15 protein-coding genes are annotated in these 20,077 nt (G+C 40.0%); 9 read left to right on the forward strand and 6 right to left on the reverse strand.

The window, feature by feature from the left end; genetic code table 11:
• Nucleotides 1-54 precede the first annotated feature (54 nt).
• The 3 genes from AC07UV_RS23790 to AC07UV_RS23800 all read right to left on the reverse strand — a co-directional run bounded on the left by AC07UV_RS23790 (nucleotide 55) and on the right by AC07UV_RS23800 (nucleotide 2,557).
• A complete protein-coding gene (locus tag AC07UV_RS23790) occupies nucleotides 55-1,467 on the reverse strand; it encodes an alkaline phosphatase (protein WP_495185548.1) in 1,413 nt (470 codons plus the stop codon).
• Nucleotides 1,468-1,552: 85 nt separating this feature from the next.
• A complete protein-coding gene (locus AC07UV_RS23795; protein WP_495185549.1) occupies nucleotides 1,553-2,212 on the reverse strand; it encodes an NAD(P)H-binding protein in 660 nt (219 codons plus the stop codon).
• Nucleotides 2,213-2,314: 102 nt separating this feature from the next.
• Nucleotides 2,315-2,557, reverse strand: coding sequence for a hypothetical protein (locus AC07UV_RS23800; RefSeq protein ID WP_282254866.1), 243 nt, complete (start codon nucleotides 2,555-2,557; stop codon nucleotides 2,315-2,317).
• 205 nt (nucleotides 2,558-2,762) lie between these two features.
• Between AC07UV_RS23800 and AC07UV_RS23805 the strand changes: the two genes are divergently transcribed.
• Nucleotides 2,763-2,951, forward strand: a complete 189-nt coding sequence (locus AC07UV_RS23805; protein WP_120257934.1) for a hypothetical protein — start codon at nucleotides 2,763-2,765, stop codon at nucleotides 2,949-2,951.
• A 61-nt stretch (nucleotides 2,952-3,012) separates the two neighbouring features.
• Here the strand turns inward: AC07UV_RS23805 and AC07UV_RS23810 are convergent, their stop codons facing one another.
• Nucleotides 3,013-3,465 (reverse strand): Lrp/AsnC family transcriptional regulator, encoded by a 453-nt coding sequence (locus tag AC07UV_RS23810; RefSeq protein ID WP_108631878.1) that lies wholly within the window; start codon nucleotides 3,463-3,465, stop codon nucleotides 3,013-3,015.
• A gap of 123 nt (nucleotides 3,466-3,588) precedes the next feature.
• On the opposite strand from AC07UV_RS23810, the gene rocD reads away from it, so the two are divergent.
• The 6 genes from rocD to AC07UV_RS23840 all read left to right on the forward strand — a co-directional run bounded on the left by rocD (nucleotide 3,589) and on the right by AC07UV_RS23840 (nucleotide 13,494).
• Complete coding sequence (gene rocD, locus AC07UV_RS23815) at nucleotides 3,589-4,854, forward strand: ornithine--oxo-acid transaminase (RefSeq protein ID WP_495185550.1); 1,266 nt, start codon at nucleotides 3,589-3,591, stop codon at nucleotides 4,852-4,854.
• A complete protein-coding gene (rocF, locus tag AC07UV_RS23820; protein WP_282254864.1) occupies nucleotides 4,851-5,816 on the forward strand; it encodes an arginase in 966 nt (321 codons plus the stop codon). Before rocD ends, rocF begins: the two co-directional genes overlap by 4 nt.
• 604 nt (nucleotides 5,817-6,420) lie before the next feature.
• Nucleotides 6,421-8,085: a tetratricopeptide repeat protein gene (locus tag AC07UV_RS23825; protein WP_495185551.1), complete on the forward strand. Its 1,665-nt coding sequence runs from the start codon at nucleotides 6,421-6,423 to the stop codon at nucleotides 8,083-8,085.
• Between the two features lie 206 nt (nucleotides 8,086-8,291).
• The gene (locus tag AC07UV_RS23830; protein WP_495185552.1) at nucleotides 8,292-11,075 is read left to right on the forward strand and encodes a TonB-dependent receptor; all 2,784 of its coding nucleotides are present in this window, start codon (nucleotides 8,292-8,294) and stop codon (nucleotides 11,073-11,075) included.
• Between the two features lie 66 nt (nucleotides 11,076-11,141).
• The gene (locus AC07UV_RS23835; protein WP_495185553.1) at nucleotides 11,142-12,404 is read left to right on the forward strand and encodes a beta-helix domain-containing protein; all 1,263 of its coding nucleotides are present in this window, start codon (nucleotides 11,142-11,144) and stop codon (nucleotides 12,402-12,404) included.
• 10 nt (nucleotides 12,405-12,414) lie between these two features.
• A complete protein-coding gene (locus AC07UV_RS23840; RefSeq protein WP_495185554.1) occupies nucleotides 12,415-13,494 on the forward strand; it encodes a phytase in 1,080 nt (359 codons plus the stop codon).
• Nucleotides 13,495-13,746: 252 nt separating this feature from the next.
• Here AC07UV_RS23840 and AC07UV_RS23845 read toward each other — a convergent pair whose 3' ends face one another.
• Complete coding sequence (locus tag AC07UV_RS23845; protein ID WP_495185555.1) at nucleotides 13,747-15,819, reverse strand: ATP-binding protein; 2,073 nt, start codon at nucleotides 15,817-15,819, stop codon at nucleotides 13,747-13,749.
• 279 nt (nucleotides 15,820-16,098) lie between these two features.
• Between AC07UV_RS23845 and AC07UV_RS23850 the strand changes: the two genes are divergently transcribed.
• The gene (locus AC07UV_RS23850) at nucleotides 16,099-16,761 is read left to right on the forward strand and encodes a response regulator transcription factor (protein WP_282254857.1); all 663 of its coding nucleotides are present in this window, start codon (nucleotides 16,099-16,101) and stop codon (nucleotides 16,759-16,761) included.
• Between the two features lie 33 nt (nucleotides 16,762-16,794).
• Here AC07UV_RS23850 and lgt read toward each other — a convergent pair whose 3' ends face one another.
• Nucleotides 16,795-17,622, reverse strand: a complete 828-nt coding sequence (lgt, locus tag AC07UV_RS23855) for a prolipoprotein diacylglyceryl transferase (RefSeq protein WP_495185556.1) — start codon at nucleotides 17,620-17,622, stop codon at nucleotides 16,795-16,797.
• 524 nt (nucleotides 17,623-18,146) lie between these two features.
• Here lgt and AC07UV_RS23860 point away from each other — a divergent pair.
• On the forward strand, nucleotides 18,147-20,075 hold the full coding sequence (locus AC07UV_RS23860) for a sensor histidine kinase (RefSeq protein WP_495185557.1): 1,929 nt from the start codon (nucleotides 18,147-18,149) through the stop codon (nucleotides 20,073-20,075).
• Nucleotides 20,076-20,077 lie beyond the last annotated feature (2 nt).

Below are 20,077 nucleotides of genomic sequence, written 5' to 3' on the forward strand. Positions count from 1 at the left end.
TTCCGATAAGAGGCTCAAAAAAATCCCCAAGAATTTCTTGGGGATTTTTTGTTTTTAGTCTAAGCTTAGTTTGGCAGCTATCGCTATTTTCTTCGGTATATCGGTGTTGTCCATTTTTTGGTTGAACTGTTCTGCGCCTGCACCAATGGCATAAACGGGTGCATAAGCTGCTGAATGGTTGTTGGAAGCCCAAGCAATTGATCCCATACGGTTTAGTATGGCAATGCTTAAAGCCGCGATTTTGTCATCACTGGCGTACAAACTTTTTGCTGTTTCATTCTGATGGTCAACGAAGCTTCGTCGATAGGCTTCTTGTAGTGATTTGTCGTCATCCGCATTGACTTTTACCTGGTTATACAGGCCTGTATGCGTAGAAAGCAGATTTTTTAAGTCATCCCAAGTTGCATTTGCTTTGTTTTTGCGCAGGTGACCAATTTCATTTGAAAGCTCGGCATGCGATAATTTTTGATTAGCCAGTAATTTTGTCTTTAAAGTAGAGCTACCGTTGCCGATGCCCAATCCACCAGTCTCATGGTCAGCAGTGACCACAATAAGTGTTTCCTTGGGGTGTTTCTTGTAGAATTCATATACAAGTTCCGCCGCTGAATTAAAGTCTAATACTTCCTGGATGGTGGTGGCTGCATCATTTGCATGGCAGGCCCAGTCTATTTTTCCACCTTCAACCATCAAAAAGAATCCATTTTTATTGTTTTGTTCTAAAGATTGGATTGCAGCAGCGGTAATATCCGCTAGCTTGAGGTCAGATGGTTTTTGATCTATGGCATATTTTAGCGCATCTGTTGCAGTGCCATCTGTATTTATGAGAATAATTTTGTCAGATTTGCGGGGATGATGCGTATAGGCCTCTTTTCCCTTTAAAACTTTATATCCTGCTTTTTCAAATAGGGGGAAAAGAGAAGGGGCTGGCTGTTTATCAAAGGTTGTTTCGGGTTTTAGGAAATTGGATCCACCAAAGAAGTCAAAATTGGAGCTGATAATTTCTTTGCCAATTTCGTAATACATATCCCGGTCGGGCTGATGGGCGTAAAACGAAGCAGGTGTAGCATGGTCTATACTCACACTCGTGATGATACCGACTTTCTTTCCTTTTTCCTTAGCTGCATAAGCGATACTTTTGTGTGGTACTGTTCCGGTACTGTCCATTCCGATAACACCATTTTTCGTCTTTTTACCGACGGCAAGAGCTGTACCGCCAGCGCCAGAATCGGTAACACCGTTGGATTGGGAGTGCGTGGAAGCAAAACCAACATGGGGAAACTGCGTAAAAACCAAAGGTACCGTACTGTTTTTTTGCTGCAGTTCGGCACGGTGTATTTCGGTCAGATTGACTTGATTGAGTCCCATTCCGTCACCGATGAGGAAAAAGATATATTTTGCTTCTTGGCTAAAAGCCGGAAATACATAAATAAAAGCAAAGAGAAAAAGGAATAAAAAGCGTTTTTTCATTAGTGTGATAAATAAAATAAATGACGGCAAATTAATAAGCCCGAATTAGCTTATTGTTAATTCATTGTTATGAATACTTTTTACGTTACCCTTGGTTCGCAGTGTCTGATAGCTGGTTGATATCTTCAACTGAGATGATATTGATGCGTTCTTTGCGGGCATGAATGGACTTTATCATTGCCTGGGCAACTGTGGCAACGGGTAGCGCTTCATAGCTCTTAAAAAGGCCGATACGGTTAAAAGCGCGTAATGCCTTTATGCCGATCTTTTCGCCTAGGCGATCGGTGTTGGGACGGATCAAGCCGCCGGGTTGTACAATAATAAGTTTACCAAAATCTAACGCTTTCACATGTTGCTCCAGACTCCCTTTCATCCGATTGTAGAAAATCTTTGATTCAGCGTCTGCGTTGACCGCCGAAAGTAATACAAAGCAGGGGATTTCATTTTTCTTGGCCAGTGCTGCGAACTGTAGATTAAGGTCATGATCTACCTTCCATTGTGCTTCTTTACTACCTGCATCTTTGACTGTGGTACCCAGGCAGGAAAAAGCAATATCGCCGTGAATCTCCTGTTCAAACTCTTGGAGTTTACTGAAGTCTATAATGATCTGTTGTAACTTGGGTTGTTCATCAAAGCTCTTGCGACGTAAGAGGACGACGACTTCGGTGAAATCAGTAGACTTTAATAGTTCATGAACAAGTACTCTTCCAGTTGCGCCGGAACCACCAATTAAAACTGCTCTCATGTTGTTGATTTTTTTTGTTTTACATCAAATGAACGACAGGCTATCTCTGTCAATCGGGACAGCAATACTGCTATGATAAGCAATAGTTTTACATCAGAATCTCTAATCTTTGTAATTTGGTTTTCCGGGTGTAAAACGTACGATGGATTGATCCAGTCTCAGGGCGTCGGCTACGGTGATCAGATCTTCTTCCACAATGAAGTTTTGATCGATAGCCGTTTTTATTGTCGTAAAATCTTCTTGATCGGCGTCCTGAAAATACAGTAGCGATTGGATGGTCGATACAGCTACGAGTTCGAGTAATTCATCTTCACCTTCATAGCCAACATAGAAAAAATCTGCCATAATTATACAATTTGGTTTTATACGAATATACTTTATTTAATCCTAAAATTACCTAATTCGAACTGAAAACTTGTCGCTGATATGTTGTTTTTTAATAAAGTATAGAATTTGAATTTTCTTATCCGGAGACTTATTTCCCTGATAAAAATGCCTTATATTTGAAGTAATCGTTTTAAATAAATATTAACAATAAGATCATATAAAGATGGATAAAGAGCAGATACAAAATTGGTTGGATAATGGGTATGATATACTGCACCATGGCAGGCCGGTTAAAGTTGAAGGCAATCTGTGGGATTATATAGATGGATTGGGAAGCTATGAAAATGTGTTTGTATTACGGGAACTTATTTATTGGACAGAGGAGGAGCTGGCAAATATCGGAAAACAATAACAAGGTCTTGAATCCAATATTGCTGTCTGAGATTCAAGACCAGTTGAGCTTGCTATTGTTGCTAAAGGATAATATTGCGTTTAAATGCACATCCTAATTCGATGAGAGAATCTGTTTTTGCAATACCCGGAATGTTATCAATTTTTTCATAAAGCAACTGACGCATATGTTCATGGTTTTTGGCGATAATCTTTACGTATAAGGTGTAGTTTCCAGTGATGTAATAACATTCCGTAACTTCAGGGATCTTTTTCAGCTCGGCAATGATACGACTTGAATCATGATCTTTTTCGAGACTGAGACCTGTAAAAGCTCCCCAATCATAACCTAATCTTTTTTCATCTAATACGGGTTTTATGCCTGTTAATATCCCTTGCTCCATGAGACGATTGATACGTTGATGGATCATGGTGTTGGATACGCCTAATGCAGTTGCAATAGCCGAGTACGCCATTCGGCCATCCGCATCCAGATATTTTAAAATTTGAAGGTCAAATTCATCTATGCCGTTCATTGTTATGTAGGTTTAAAAGTTAATTTTAATATTTTAACGCTAATTTAGTGTTAAATTCTATTATTTTACCTTAAAAATAGTAAAAATTGTATATTTGTTATTATTTGAAATAAAATCCAAATTATGAGTATTGTATCTAAACAAGGAAACGGCGCGGCATTTATTGCCAAGGAAGAAAAATATGGAGCACACAACTATCACCCTTTACCGGTTGTGTTGGAACGGGCAGAAGGTGTGATGGTATGGGATGTTGATGGTAAGTCTTATTTTGATTTCCTGTCGGCGTATTCAGCAGTCAATCAGGGGCATTGTCATCCACGTATTATTGCTGCGTTGACAGATCAAGCTCAGAAGTTGACTTTGACTTCACGTGCTTTCTATAACAATAAGCTGGGTGATTTTGAGGAAATGATCTGTAAGCTATTTGGTTTCGATAAAGCTTTGGTTATGAACTCGGGTGTTGAGGCTGTTGAAACAGCGATGAAGCTCTGTCGCAAATGGGCATATCAGGTCAAAGGTATTGCTCAAAATCAGGCTAAAATAGTTTTTGCCAAAGATAATTTTCATGGACGTACCATTTCGGTGATATCTGCTTCAAACGATACGACTGCAACCAACGATTTTGGTCCTTTCGTGGAAGGAATTGCATTGGTGCCCTACAATGATATTGCGGCATTGGAAGCCTTGTTTAAACAGGATAAAAATATTGCCGGATTTATTGTTGAGCCGATTCAGGGTGAAGCAGGAATTGTGGTTCCGGATGCAGATTATTTGAAACGTGTACGCCAGTTGTGTACAACCTATAATGTACTCTTTATTGCGGATGAAATCCAGACAGGTATTGCAAGAACTGGAAGCATGTTGGCTTCTTATGCCATTGATGATGCGGACAGTGCGAGTAAACCGGACGTATTGATATTGGGAAAAGCGCTGTCTGGAGGTGTATTGCCAGTCTCAGCGGTATTGGCAGATGATGCTATTATGTTATGTATCAAACCGGGCGAGCATGGTTCTACCTACGGTGGTAATCCACTGGCCTGTGCGGTAGCGATGGAAGCGCTCCAGGTTGTACTGGATGAAGATCTGATCAACAATGCCCGTCAAATGGGGGATCTGTTTTTGGAGGGGTTACGAAAAATTGCGGCTAAATCGGATATGATTACCGAAGTCAGAGGCAAAGGACTATTGACAGCTATTGTGATCAATGCTAGCGAAGAGAGTGATCTAGCTTGGAATATTTGCCTGAAATTTAAGGAAAATGGTCTTTTGGCAAAACCTACCCATGGCAACAAGATCCGTTTGGCGCCGCCATTGGTCATTACGGAAAGTCAGATTGACAGCTGCCTGGAGATAATCGAACGATCGTTGACTAATGTGACTGCGCGATGAAGAAAATGATTGAATTGATCAAAAACAGATCGGATATTGGTGCGGGTACCCGAGGTTCTGACCTTGGTATAGATGCTATTGAGATTGCGGCGATCAACAAGGGAAGTCAGTATTTTATCAATTATCCCTTTGTGGATGTGCCTACACGAAATAGTTCCATTTACCAAAATGATAACCATCCTTTCGGTAAACATATCCAACAGATTTACGAACAATGTAAGCAGGTGGCCTCTACAGTGGAAGATAGTCTGTCGGCTGGTAATTTCCCCTTGGTATTTTCGGGTGACCATTCTTCGGCAATGGGGACAATCAGCGGTATCAAGTCGGCTTATCCCGATAAAAAATTGGGTGTGATTTGGGTAGATGCCCATGCAGATATTCATTCGCCTTATACGACACCTTCTGGCAACATGCATGGCATGCCCTTGGCAGCCATGTTGAATGAAGATAACCTGTCCTGTAAAATTAATGAAATTGATCAATCAACGCAGGAATTCTGGAATAAGCTGAAGCGTATTGCCGGTCCGGCAGAAAAGATACAACCAGCGAGTTTAATCTATTTTGGTGTCAGGGATACTGAGGAACCAGAAGATCTTTTGATTGCGCATTTGGGAATTAAAAATTACCGTGTCGAAGAAATTCGCCAACGAGGAATTGAAGACTGTGTGGCTGAAGCATTGATCCGTTTGCAGGACTGCGATATGATTTATATCTCTTTTGATGTGGATAGCATGGATAGCGAATTGATCTCAGACGGTACTGGGACGCCTGTTCCCAAGGGGTTTATGCCAAAGGAAATCGTCCTGATATTGGAAGAAATCATACGTTCCGAAAAAGTTGGTTGTCTGGAGATTGTCGAAGTAAACCCATTGTTGGACAATAAAGGGAATAAGATGGCGGAGGTCGCTTTTGATATTTTAGAACGCATAACACCGATGATCGAGCTTAAATCTGGTGATTGATAGCTAATATGATTTCATTTTATATTGCTTTTGGCTTAGGTCCGCTTCTCTGTAAGGATTAGTGATATTTAACTAAGATTGAGCAAAAGGTCATGTAGTGCGCCTGTATTAATATTTAATAAATCAATAAGTACTAAGGGGTATCCGATATGAAGATCGGATACCCCTTATTTTTTACTGTTTCTGAAGGTAGTCCCTTATAGGATCTTTTTCAATAGTTCAACCCTAAGTCGTTTGCTTTTATCTTGTTAGGTCGTTTTTTCGTGTATGACAGGGACTTCGGTGCAGGCAAGATGCGTCCAACAAGGCCTGTTGGAGGTTAATTGTTTGGTGTTTTATTGCCATTATACCAAAGAAACAGCAAAGAAACAGCAAAGAAACAGCAAAGAAATAGCAAGCCAGGTCCCTAGAAAGTACGAAGAAGTCTCGAAGAACTGGCCTAGAAATGGCAAAGAACAACCCACAAATAACCAAAGAAATAGCAATAAAATACCAAAGAAATAGCAATAAATAAGCAGAGAAAAGAGGTACTTTCGTATAAAATATCCTGCCCACAGGACTGCAGATATATATTAAGTTTAATCGGATTTAATATTCTCTTAACATGCTAACGCTTAAATTTACGCGGAGACTATTTACGGCAAAAATGAGAATTTCTTACAATATTATATTTTCGACCTTCTTTCTGGTACAGGTTTTTTTCTCACAGTTGACTACGGCACAAGCTGATTCATTTAAAGAGATTCGGGTATTAAGTCAAAATTATCCAGATTCGGCGATTACCTTAGTGAAAAAACGTTATGCGAAAGCCATAAACGACCGCGATCTACTGCTGCAGGGAAATTGCCTGCAGACAATAGGTTGGTTATGCGTGAATCAGGGGCATTATGCCCAGGCACAGGACTATTACTTTCAGGCAGACCGCATCTACATCCAGCTCAACGCGAAACAGGCACTGGGATCCAACTGGAGCGATATCGGTGAACTCAATATTTTCAACAAGCGCCATCAGTTGGCAAAGGAATACTTTAACAAGGCGCTACACGCATTCAAAAGCGAAAATGATCGAAATGGCGAGGCCTCTGTACTGGGAAATATGGGGCATCTTTTTGAAAAGGAGGGACACTATGATTCGGCCTTTGTCTATCAAAAACAGGCCTTGGCGATCTACCGTGAGCAGACAAATCGTAATGGGGAAGCCAAGATTCATGAAAATTTGGGCAGTATCTATGAGGATCTAGGGAAATATGATAGTGCCTATGCACATTTTGAAAAAGCGAACAATTTATATCAGGAAACACAGGATAACTATGGAAAGATTGTGGTGATCAATAATATGGGCGATATTTTTAGAAAAACAGATAAATATACCGAAAGTATTCAGCTGACCAAACTTGCTTTTCGCCTAGCGGAGAACCTCGCAGATGTCTATCAAATGGCATCAACAACAAAAGATCTCAGCAAAACGTATGCCCTGAGCGGGCAGATGGATAGCGCTTATTTCTATGCTGAGCGAAGCCGAAAATTGGTGTTGGAGCTTTATAGTGTGGATGGGGCACGACACACAGCATTTTTCCAGGCACTGTATGATATGAATCAAAAGGCCGAGGAAATAGAAAAACTACAGACAAACAAACGGATGAATTCGATCCTGCTGCTCGGCACGATTGTGGTATTGATCTTATTGAGTGTATTATCCTATGTCCTTTATAGCCGGCAGAAAATAAGGATCAAAACTCAGATCGCTGAATCACGGAAACAGGAAGCGGAGCGTGAATTGGCGGAAATAGCGCTTAAAAACCAGCTGTTGGAAGATAAGCAGCTCAAACAGGAGTTAACACTGAAGGAAAAGGAACTCACATCCCATACACTCAATCTCATCCGCAGCAATCAATTTCTGGAAGAACTTCGCGACGAATTGAAAGTCCTGGTCAAAGACGATCGACGGGATCAAAAGAAGCCTATGCAACGGCTGGTACAACAGATCAGTGAACATATTACGCAAGGTAGCCATTGGAAAGAGTTTATGGGCACGTTTGAACGCGTACATCATAGTTTCTTTGAAAAACTGATCAAGCTATTTCCTGATCTGACCGCTGCCGATATGCGCCTGATTGCATTGCTGAAAATCAATCTCAACAATACAGACATCGCGATCCTGCTAGGGATATCACAGGATAGTCTTCGGGTAGCCCGGCATCGGTTAAGGAAAAAACTAAAATTGGAACAGGGTGAGGATCTCGCGGGGTATCTACTTGGTATTTCATAATTTCTTAACATAAGGGTAATGGAAGGTTAATGGCGCTTATTGTTGTTGTAAATGCTTTTATTTCAGTAGTTTATTTGTTTTTGTTTCCCTCTTGTCTAGTCTGGGTTTTGGCTTGTTTCTTTCTTGTAACGCCAAAGATTTTGTGAATCTGTTACAGGCTGTCATATTTGAAGCAACAATCAGAGATTCATAATAATCTATTAAAAATGAAAAACGTTTTAACGGTATTGCTTGCCTCCAGTATTTCGATCGGCGCCGCTTATGCGACCAAGATCAAGGGGAAAGTCCTGGATGGACAAACAGGGGAAGCCATTGTCGGTGCTACCGTGTTCCTCGAACAAAGTGGTTTGTCAACCAAGACACAATTGGATGGTTCATTTGAATTCAAAGGACTATCCGCAGGTACAGATAAAGTCCATATTCGACATGTGGCCTATACTGAATTGATTAAAGAAATTGAGATTAAAACAGAGAATACGCCTCATTTTACTTTTCAGCTTACCTCAAGTGAACAAACTTTAATGGAGGTAACTGTTAAAGGAAAGCGAAATGGCGGCGATGATGATCCAAGCGCTCGTCGACTAGAAAAGAATGCCTCACAGATCATGAACGTCGTATCAGCTCGGGCAATTGAGATATCTCCAGATATTACAGTGGCAAATGTTGTGCAACGTGTTTCGGGTGTTTCAATCGAACGAAATTCAAATGGTGAGGGGCAGTATGCTATTTTAAGAGGAATGGACAAACGTTATAATACGACATTGGTCAATGGCGTAAAAGTCCCCAGTCCTGACAACAAATACCGTTATGTGCCCTTGGATCTGTTCCCATCGGATATGTTGGAGCGACTGGAAATTTACAAATCCCTGACGCCAAATATGGAGGCTGATGCCATTGGTGGTGTCGTGAATATGGTTATGAAATCTGCTCCAAGTAAATTATTGTTTCAGGCCAACTTAGCTACAGGATATAGCCAACGGTATTTTAATGGGGATTTTGGAAGCTTTTCCACCAGCGGGGTTTCGTCAAAATCTCCTTATGAACTGCATGGAAAAAATTATAATGCTACTTCTACTGATTTTGATAAGGGAACGTTGGATTATACGTATAAAAAGCCATCACCAGATCTTATCGGCAATCTAACGATTGGAAATCGCTATTTAGATGATAAGTTGGGAGTCATACTAGGAGCAAGTTATCAGAACCTTCATCGCGGCAGTCGTTCTATCTTCTACAAATCTTCTGTCGTTGATATCAATCCCAATGCGGTCATTACTGAACAGAGTGACCGACAGTATGATGAACAGCAACAACGCTTGGGACTGCATAACAAAATTGATTATCGATTCAACCCAAACCATCGGCTGAGTTTTTATCAGATGTACGTGAATTTGAACAACCTCCAATTACGTGATGCGGTCAATACCATTTACAATGGACAGTACGATCCAAGTATCGGTAAGTCAGAGCTGACCTATGTGACCCGTAGCAGGAAGACACAACAACAGATCTACACTGGTAATCTCCAAGGCGATCATCATTTTTTGGATAATCGTTTGAATTTTCGTTGGTCGGGTGTTTTGTCTTCGGCGCGCAATGAGTTGCCGCAGAACACGACAATTAGCTTAGATGGAGTAGAAGAGAACTTCGAACGTAGACGGACTTCTCTCGTAAACAAGTCGCCAGTGACTTACCGTTGGGAGCGTAATACCGATGAGGATCGAGCCGGTTATTGGGACCTCGCTTATAAAGTTCCGATGGCAGAAAACAAACTGGAGATTTCCACTGGTGGTTTATATCGTGACAAACAACGGAGCAGCTTCTATAATAATTATAACCTTTCTCCGATCTCTGATGAGGCAAAATATAAATATGGGGTTGATTTTCAGAAATATACGGATCTCCAATTGACAGTCAGTAACGCTACTGGTGCTGTTGCTAATGCATTGACCTACGATGCTGATGAAAAAACGACGGCGGTTTACGGCATGTTCAACTATGAGAATGACAAGCTTCAAATGATCGGAGGTATACGTATGGAACATACGAATCAAGGGTATAAATTATTATTCCCTGCTGGAGAAAAGAGACCTAAGGGATCCCAGATTTATACAGAATGGTTGCCGAGTTTAACGATTAAATATCATTTGGACAAAAAGCAACAACTTCATGCAGCTTACTATCGGGCATTAAACCGCCCTGGTTTTTACGAAATTGTTCCATCTAGTGTTGTCAATGAGGAATTTATGGAACGAGGAAATCCAGATTTGAAACACGCGTTGTCCGATAATTTTGATTTACGTTACGAATTATTCCCAGAAGCGTCATCACAATTTCTTGTGGGTATGTTTTATAAAAAGATTAAAAACCCTATCGAGTACACTTTTCAGCCTGATGAGGTACGCAGGCAGGACGTATACTATACACCTGGAAATTTTGGAACTGCTAAAAACTTCGGCTTAGAGGTTGATTATATTAAGTATATCCAGAAATTTGGTGTTAAGGCAAATTATACTTACACGCATTCGCGTATCACGACTACTAAAATGACCCGTAAGACGAACGAAGTTACACAGGATCCTGATCCTATCTTTTTGGATCAAACTCGCCCTCTTTATGGGCAAGCAGCACATATAGCTAATTTATCCTTGTTATACAAAGATGCTAACAAAGGTTGGGAAGGACAATTGGCTGGATCTTATACCGGATCTCGGATCAATACCGTTTCCCAGTTTTTGAATAATGATTTATGGCAAAAGGGATTTATTCAACTTGATGCTTCTGTGGAAAAGAAATTCCGTGCAGGATGGGCAATTTTCGCCAAAGCCAATAATATCCTAAATACCCCTATGGAGCTGTATGTGAAGGGGACAAATCCTGAGAATGATAAGATTATGGAAAAGCTCGTACAGGGTGGTAATACGCTTATTCGGAAGGATTTATATGGCCAGAATTATATCCTAGGTCTACGCTATAATCTGAATAAATAGGTTTGTGAAGCATTTAGCATATTATAATTAAATAAATCGAGCACATGCTCATAATGAAATATACAGATGAAAAATAACAATATTTTATTGTTTACAGCTCTTTCAATCGCATTGTTAGCGGGCTGTGAAAAGGCAAATATTGACGTGGATACTTCTGATGCCAATGGTAGTGCTATTGGTGAAGTTTCCGGCGTTTGGAGTAAGGGGAGTATCCAGCATATTAAAGGAGATATTATTATTCCCGAAGGAAAAACATTGACCATTGAGGAGGGCGTGACGGTGTTAATGGACTCTGTTGGTAAAGCTGAAATCGTGGTGTTAGGAAATCTATATGCGCTAGGTACAGCTGAAAATCCGGTGAAATTTACCGTAGAAGATAAATACAAATCCAAAACCAATGAATTTGGAAAGCTTTGGGGTGGTATTTTAGCGGCACCTAGTTGTCAGGAGTTAGTTTTAGACCATACAATTATCGAATATGGGGGAGCAGTTACTTCAGATGCTTCAATGTCTGTCAAAATGGGATTATATAAAAAGACAGCTGGTGAAGCGCTACCCGCATTATGGTTTTCCAATATTGATGGGAAACTGATTGTTCAAAATAGCACAATCAGTCATTTTCATGAAGATTGCACCTATATTGAAGGTGGTAAAATTATCTTTGCTAATAATCGTTTCTTCTCGAATGGCGTCACTGGAGGTGAAGCCATGAACTTTAAATCGGGTTGTCTCGCTGATGTCGCCTACAATTTGGTCTACAGCGTCAATACCAATGCCTTAAAGCTATCCAATTCAGGAGACAGAATACCACAGGCACATATCATCGTTTACAACAATACCATGCTGAATACGGGCTGGCGTCGGCCGACAGCAAAAGGTGGTTCGGTTTGGTTGGAGGCATCTGTTAAAGCGGAAGTGTACAATAATCTGTTCGCCAATACGCGATTTGGGGTTAAACGCGACCCCAAGAAGCCCGAAGATAAGCGCTCGGTATCAAGCAACAATTGGTATTATGGTTATGATCAATTGACGGTGGATCAATTTCAGGTCGGAAAGAATGATATCGTTGAAGGTACCAATGATGTCAGGGGCAAATTGGCAGGGGAAAACAACCCTAAATTTGTGAACTATCCATTAGAAACTCCCGGTGATAACTATGTGTTTAATGCAGCCTGGGATTTCCACCTACAAGGAAATTCACCCGCTTTGAAAGCTGGTACGTTATCATTCAAACCACATTTTATAGACGGATTGACCCTATCAAATGGTTTATCTTATAGCTCTCCACAACCTGCAACTTATGTTGGTGCTTTTGGTGCCAAATTTTAATTAATTCAACATGAAAACAACGTTAAAAACAATACTATTTTTTGGCTTGACAGCATCGACATTACTGCAGGTCTCATGTAATAACTCAAAGACAAATACGATAGCAACAGACTCCATTAAACCTGTTTTTGTTACCGAGGCGGTACGTTATGATTCCGATGATCCGGCGATCTGGGTCAATAAAACCGATCCCAGCAAAAGTCTGGTTATCGCAACGGACAAAGATGCAGATGGCGCTTTATTTGTGTACGATTTACAAGGTAAAATTGTCAAAGATAAGGTAGTCTCAAATTTGAAACGCCCAAATAATGTGGATATCGCCTATGGTTTGATCATCGGAGGGAAACCTGTCGATATCGCTGTGACAACAGAACGTATGACACATAAACTACGCGTATTCTCGTTGCCAGATATGAAACCAATCGATCAGGGTGGATTGGATATGTTTGTAGGGGAGACCGAACCTGATTTCAGGGATCTGATGGGAATAGCACTTTATACCTCACCGAAAGGGGAAATCTATGCCATTGTGGGAAGAAAAAATGGTCCCAAAGAGGGTTACTTGGGCCAATATCTCTTGACGGATAATGGTGCCGGTGCTGTGAAGGCCACCTTAGTCCGTAAGTTTGGTTCATTCAGTGGAAAGAAAGAAATTGAAGCTATCGCTATAGACAATGAACTGGGCTATATCTACTACTCGGATGAACAAGTGGGGGTGAAGCAGTATTATGCAGATCCTGCGAAGGGAAATCAACAGTTGGCTTTGTTTGCGACCGAAGGTTTCAAAGAAGACCATGAAGGTATTTCGATTTATAAATTGACGGATAGTACGGGCTATATTTTGGTGTCCGATCAGGGAGCTAACCGCTTTCAGGTTTTTAGCCGTGAGGGTACAAAGGCAAACCCATTTGAACATACTCATTTGAAAACGGTGCCTGTTATGGCTATGCAAAGTGATGGTTCGGATGTCGTTTCTTCCCGTCTAAACGATACATTTCAGCATGGTTTATTTGTTGCCATGAGTGATGATAAGACTTTTCACTATTACCGTTGGGAAGATATCGCGGGGCAGGAGCTAAAAAAGAAATAGTCTTTAGAGAAGACTGATAAAGTATGAAGCAACAGCTGTACAATTGACGTACAGTTGTTGCTCTTTTCGGTAATAATGTATTACTACTGTTGTTTTTTTTAAGATCCACGATCCCCGCACAGTGCAAGCAGAAGCGTAGCCTTTATCAATCCTGCTCGTACATTTTATACGCTACAGCTGATTCCTGCTGGTGATAGCGAATCAAGCTCTCAGAAAGAAATATGGTCTTCCTCGGTGCAAGCAAAGCATTAATCAATCCTGTTTAGAGGCTTTATGCGCTGTAGTTACAGGTAATTCCTGACAATGGATAGGGACCTTAAACCAGAATGTCGAACCTTCACCGAGTGTGCTGTCCACACCAATTTCTCCCTGATGTTTTTGGATAATTTCACGACAGATAAACAATCCGATGCCGAATCCAGAGGCGTAACTGTCTGTTGAATCATTCACCCGATAGAATTTATTAAAAATCTGCTTTTGGTGCTTGTCACTGATGCCTCTTCCTTGGTCGCTGACTTTTACACTGAAATAATCATCATCCACCAGGACATCCATGATAATGGTTGAATTGGTCGGAGCGTATTTAATGGCGTTATCGATGAAATTAATGATCACCTGTTCGATCTTATCACGATCAGCAATAATTTCCTGTCTGGAATGGGTTGCTCCGGTATAGTGAATAAGATGCTTGATGGGTTTTAGTGAATAGATGTTACGGATGTAATCTATCAGTGTGCAGATGCGAAATGTATTTTTGTGAAGCAATAATTTTCCCTCATTGAGCTGAGATACATTCAGGAAACCCTCGATTAATCCACGCATGCGTGTAGCCTGCTCATTTGACTGATGGAGATATTGTAGCCGTTTTTCCGAACTGAGTGTCTGCTCCCTTGCAAGTAACAGTTGTATATAGGCAATCAGCGAAGTCAAAGGAGTCTTCAATTCATGGCTTGCGATACTGATAAAGTCCAGTTTTTTTCTTTCCTCTTCTTTGTCGTTAGTGGTATCGAATATCGCACCGTATATGATTTGTCGGTTTGAATCAGCCGATAATTGCCCTCCACCAACAGATCGAAGCCATTTTATTTTGCCTGTTTTTTTATCTTCTATTTCACATTGACAGTCAAAGGGGGACTGCTTGGATACAACTTCCTGAAAGACACGACGTACGTTGTCTCGGTATTGCGGTAGGATCTGGGTGAAGAAATCCACTTCCTGTATTTCCCAATGGTGATCAAAGCCAAAAAGCTCGCGACATTGATCATTGAGTTCCATTTTCCTTGATTCCAGATCAATGGAAAAGATGCCAATTCCTGCAGCCTCCACGATCATTCTAAACTCTTGATCTTTCTTTGCGACTAGATTGTTGATCGCCTCCAGTTGTTCACGCTCTGCATGCTGTTGTGTAATATCCAGGGTGGTGCCAGCAAACCATTCCGGCTGTTGGTCCTGATCAAAATACATTTTTCCCTTGCAATGTAGCCAGCGTAATTTTTGATCCTCGGCACCAATGGTACGAAACTGTACATCATAAACACCCTTATTTTGATAACTCAATGATTTTTTAACTTCCCGATCTATTCTGTTTCTATCTTCGGGGTGTATATAGCGTAAAACCTCGCTATAAGGAACAGTCTCACCCTTGGCAAAGCCAAAGAGCTCACGTGTACGTTCATCCCAGTGTACAATGTAGCTCTTGCAGTTTAGATTCCAGGTTCCCATTTCGGCAGATTGTAGCGCAAAATGATAATGTTCTTCGCTTTCGATAATTTTTTTTAGTGCAACTTTTAGCTTTTGGTTTAAATTTTTGGATTCCCTGCCCGGTAATGGATATTTATTTAAACTGGTGACTGCATGAATGTTGCCTTCCAGACTGTATTTTGGAGTCAGTAGATCTTCAAGAAGTTTTTGCTCAATGCTATTCTTTTCATCCGACTGCTGTACGATCGAAATATGGTCGGGAATAATGTTTATTTCCTGGTAGATGCCATACACTTCTCCTGTTGCATTGAAAAGGGGCTGGTATTTCATGCTGCAGTTATAGCTATCGGATTGCCCTTCCAAATCAATCCTGATTGATATATTTTCCTCTAGTAGGCTTTTCTGGCTAAACCATACCTGTTTTAATTTGGAGACAGTAGCTAGGAGATCATCCTGTTGAATACGATCTTCCAGACGCTGTCCAAGGACAGTTTCATCACAATTCCATAGCTGGAGCATTCTTGCGCTGGCATAGGATATATGCAGCTCAGGGCTATCATAAATCGCGCAGGCCACCGATGCGGTTCTGAGTATGGTTAAAATATCTTTGTCGGAACGGATCATAAAGTTTCAAAAAAATAAAATGCTATTTAGTTTAAAACAAATATTGTTCCCTTTCCAGATCCTACTTATGCTTTCCTTAAAATTTAAACCGAACAGAGGCTTCTTGCTGAGAATTTTGTATCTTTATCAGTATGTACCGGTTTGGAAAGAAGGCAGGTGGGTAGCTGGAGGTACAAGAGGTTTCCTGATCTTTCCAAGGTAAAAAAATGCAACTAAACTCCATAGTAGCATACTATTCGGATGAAGAAGAAAGATAATTTTTATTAAATATTGCAAAAGATGAGTAAGGTTAAGATACTGTTGGTTGAAGATCATATGGTCGTACGTAATGGTATTAAATTGTTATTGGAGTCTCAGGAGGATTTTGTTGTCATTGGAGAGGCTTCGGATGGCAATGAGGCGCTACAACTCCTGAGCAACGAATTATTGCCCGATATTATCTTAACGGATATCAGTATGGATCATATGGATGGTATGGAGCTATTGCGTGTGATCAAAGCGAAGTATCCGTCCATTAAGGTTGTTATCCTCTCGATGTTGAATCAGATTCATTATGTTGTTGAAGGATTTGAGCATGGCCTTTCGGGCTATCTGCTTAAAAATGTGGATTATAACGAACTTCTTTTTGGACTCAACCATGTGGCTAATGGTGGTAAATATATAAGTGAAGAAATCAGTATGGCGCTGCTTGATCAGGTGATTTCTGGTGAAAATTACACGGATTTACCAAACCGTTCGCTACCAGACTTTGATATCAGTGAACGCGAACTGGAAGTACTGAAGTTGATCGCGGACGGTTTTACGAATATGGAGATTGCCGACAAAATCTTTTTGAGCAAACGCACAATAGAGGGCCATCGACAAAGTTTGATCGAAAAAATGAATGTGAAAAATACGGCAGAACTTGTTAAAGTTGCCTTTCAGTCTGGTATTCTCAAATAGTGCATTAAAATAATACAATCGATTCCTGCTTGACTAACTTTTGGTTTGCAACAGCTGTTGTGTTTTTCTCCTACTGTTGATGAAAAGTAAGACAGATCCGATAAGTATAAATGGGATACTCAGTAGCTGTCCCATATTAATGAACAATGAATTCTCAAAGTCTTCCTGATTGAGTTTTAGAAACTCATCTAAAAATCGAAAAGAGAACAACAGGATCAACAATAAAGCAAAGCAATTTCCAATGTTGTTTTTTAGGATTGGTTTTGTCCAGAGATAACGCAGTAACAGGAATAGTATGATACAAAACAACGCTTCATATAACTGAGCCGGATGTCGTGGTATTTGATCAATAGAAGTAAAGACAAAAGCCCAGGGCATGTTTGTTGGTGTACCGATCATCTCCGAATTCATTAGATTACCCAGGCGGATACACGCTCCTGCAATAGGGACCACCAATGCGATTCGATCTGCGACCCAAAGGAAGGGAAGTTTCTGCTTCTTCGCGAACAAGAAAATAGCGACCAAAATACCAATGCCACCACCATGACTAGCAAGACCTCCTTCCCATATAGCGAAGATCTTTAGCGGATTGTTGAAATAATACGAGGGATCATAAAATAAGACATGCCCCAAACGTGCGCCTATAATTGTGCCCAGGACAACATAGATACTAAGCTGATCTAAAAATTCGACAGCTCGGCCTTCCTTTTTAAACATTGTCCATAACAGTCTGTAGCATAGGGTAATTCCAAATAGCCAAAATATGCCGTACCAACGGACAGGGTGATTGATGATCGGTATGGTAAAGATGTCGCTATTGACATCCCAGGTGATGAAATTCAATATTAAGCTACTCGTCATTATGCCTTAAAATATTTAGTGTATGGTATTAGTATAAGATGATGGTTTTTTGTTACATTAAGTCATTAAAATAAGTTCAAAGTTGCGTTATTGGTTCGGAAACTAGGTCATTCAATACAAATATTGATGCTACCCGTACGATTGTTAAAATGCCTAATTTATCTTTTTTCGATCCTGTATATTTGTTTGTTAATAAGACCGCATGACGAGGTTTTTATAAACAACCTGATTAAAGATGGTAGACCTACCTGTTTAGGATGAACCGTAAGAAGTATGTTTCTATGTATCTTTAATCCATTAAGAGTCATACTTAAATATCAGGAAAGTTAAATATTTTTGAACTCAGGTATATTGTTTTGTTGGGAATATTCCGATATTCGATTACTTATTAATGCAACCCTGATGAGCGCTATACCTTAACGTTTAAAATATCGCACTCATCATAGCGGCATTGTTATTTTAAATCACTGAAGGACATAAGTATACCTTTGGAGAAGAACAAAAGTGAATTAATAGATATTCTGATGAAATTATATAGAACTGGAGCGTTTTACTGTCTTATCGTGATTTTACTGCTGATCCAGTTATTTTCTTGTCATCAGAATAAGCCCCAAGATGCGCAGAAGGCTACGGTCGTAGCCAACGACTCTCTTGACTTGAGCTATGAGAATGTGATGTTGAGCTATCTTTCGACACAGGATTTCAGGAGTGCAGCCCTTGTAAACAAGAAAAGAAATGAACTGCTTAAAGATGGCTATTTTGAGCATTCTTCTTACAGTTCGATTCTGTTGGCCTACGAATATTTATTGGATGACAATATTGATTCCGTCGAAATCGCTTTAAAAAATCTGGAAGGACAAAAATTATCTTCGGATTTGGCTGTTTTAAAGGATTATTTGGAAATCCGTGCTAATTTTAGTTTTCATGATGTAACCAGCGGAACGATGATGGAGCAGATTATTGATGCCAAAGAGTACGCTTTAGCACATGAAAGTGTGTTTACCTTTCTGTTCTATAATCTATTGGCTAATGCGGAATACCGACAGGCAAAATATCGAGAGGCTTTGAAAGATGTCGAGTCCTGGTATCATTATCATCCCAATAAATCCAACGCACATGTCTCTCAGGCCTATCAGGAAATGAAGTTTATGCAATATATTGCTTTGCATGATTATGAGAAACTAAAAGGTACCTTGGACAGTTGTAAACACTATGCAAATGCAACCAAGGACTCGGCCATCATCATGCGGATGTATGACTTACAGTCGCAATATTATTTTAGTATTAATAATAATCCTAAAGCAATAGAAGCGTCCAAGAAGTATTTCAATTATCTAGAAGCATCCAATACCCTCAATGCATATATTTTTGCAAATCTTGGTAAGAATTTCCTGAACAATAATCAAGTGGATTCGGCCATATTTTATTTTAATGCCGGTCTCCGATTTATTAAAAAACATAAGATTAAGCATAATAAAATGTTTTATTATAAAAATCTGCAATTAGCCTATGCGTCAAAAGGAGATTATGAACGGGCCTATTTTGCTTTGGATTCAACTTTTCAAGATTATCAACTGAGTACACAGCGGATCGAAGCTGAGAAAATCAACGATATCAATACAAAATACCAAACGGAGAAAAAGGATCAGGCGATTACGCTGTTAAGAACAACAAACACATTTAATCATAAGATACTGGTACAACAACGTTGGATATTTGTTATTCTATTTGCGCTGGTATTCAGTATCGCATTTTTTATCTATTTCAGAAACAAACAGAAATTACTGCAAAATATCAATCAACGTATTCTTGCGGAGAATAGGCAGCTTATTTTAGAACAAAAAACAAGGCAAAACCAATTAAATCCACATTTTATATACAATGCCATCGCCAACCTACAGGGATTGATCAGTAGCGAACAAAAGGCAAAGGCTAATCAATATCTGCTCTTATTATCACGTCAGATCCGTGATATTCTCGAATTGAATAGGGAAGAATATATTTCATTGGATCAGGAAATTAAATCATTAAATAATTATATGCTTTTACAGCAGATGCGTTATCAGGATGTGTTTGGCTTTCAGATTGAGACCGAGGATCTGGATCTGGATGATGTTATGATTCCACCGATGATTATACAGCCATTTGTGGAAAACGCCATTGAGCATGCGTTTAAGAATTTACCTTATATGGGACAACTGGAGATTTCTTTCCGTACACATGAAAATCAACTGCATGTCAGCATCTGTGACAATGGATGGGGGATGCAGGTATCTAAGGAACAGGTTCCCCATAAGACGTCCTTATCGCAGATCATTACAAAAGAACGTCTGGAGCTTTTGTTTGTGGATGCTGAACCGGAAGCACGGATTGAAATAACACCAAACTATAGAGATGATCTGCGTGGTTATAAAGTCGAAATTTATATTCCGCTTGTTTTATATTTTAACTAAAA

The sequence above is a fragment of the Sphingobacterium sp. GW821-FHT03E03 genome, assembly GCF_059420745.1.